The sequence below is a fragment of the Salinisphaera sp. Q1T1-3 genome, assembly GCF_003602005.1.
Classification (GTDB): domain Bacteria; phylum Pseudomonadota; class Gammaproteobacteria; order Nevskiales; family Salinisphaeraceae; genus Salinisphaera.
The window spans coordinates 1-413 of the sequence record NZ_QZWD01000051.1 but is presented as its reverse complement, the minus strand read 5'-3'; the positions used below and the strand labels follow the sequence as shown (position 1 = coordinate 413).

Sequence of the window (413 nt, the reverse complement as noted above, 5' to 3'; positions counted from 1 at the left end):
ATTCAGAACAACATCTTTTCTATCTATCTGTATGGCAGAAGCAAATGATGATGTATCGAAATTGGTAGCCTGCGTAAGCTTAAATGCATAGTCAGCCATTTTAGCATATTTCAACATTTCATCAAGTATGAATTTCTGATCAGCTATTTCCTGCTGGGTCATTTTTTTACCTGCAACAGAATTCTTTATATTTTCTGTAAGATAATGTTCTAAGTTTTCTGAAGAAACATTAGCTTCTACATTTTTACTGTTTCCTATAGCAAGCTTCGTAGCTTTCACAACGGCTCTATCAAGAATACTACCAGCCCCAGCTTTTTCAAGATTCTGTAAATATTGCTTAATAATAGGCTGATTCATAAATAAAGCCTGCAACTTTACAGGAACGCCTATTCTTGTAAGAAACATAAATGTGC

1 protein-coding gene is annotated in these 413 nt (G+C 34.1%); it reads right to left on the bottom strand.

Going from position 1 to position 413, the window contains the following annotated elements:
• The coding region (locus D3260_RS17390; RefSeq protein WP_147418255.1) for a hypothetical protein at positions 1 to 357 on the bottom strand (357 nt) is incomplete at its 3' end.
• Between the last annotated feature and the right edge of the window lie 56 nt (positions 358 to 413).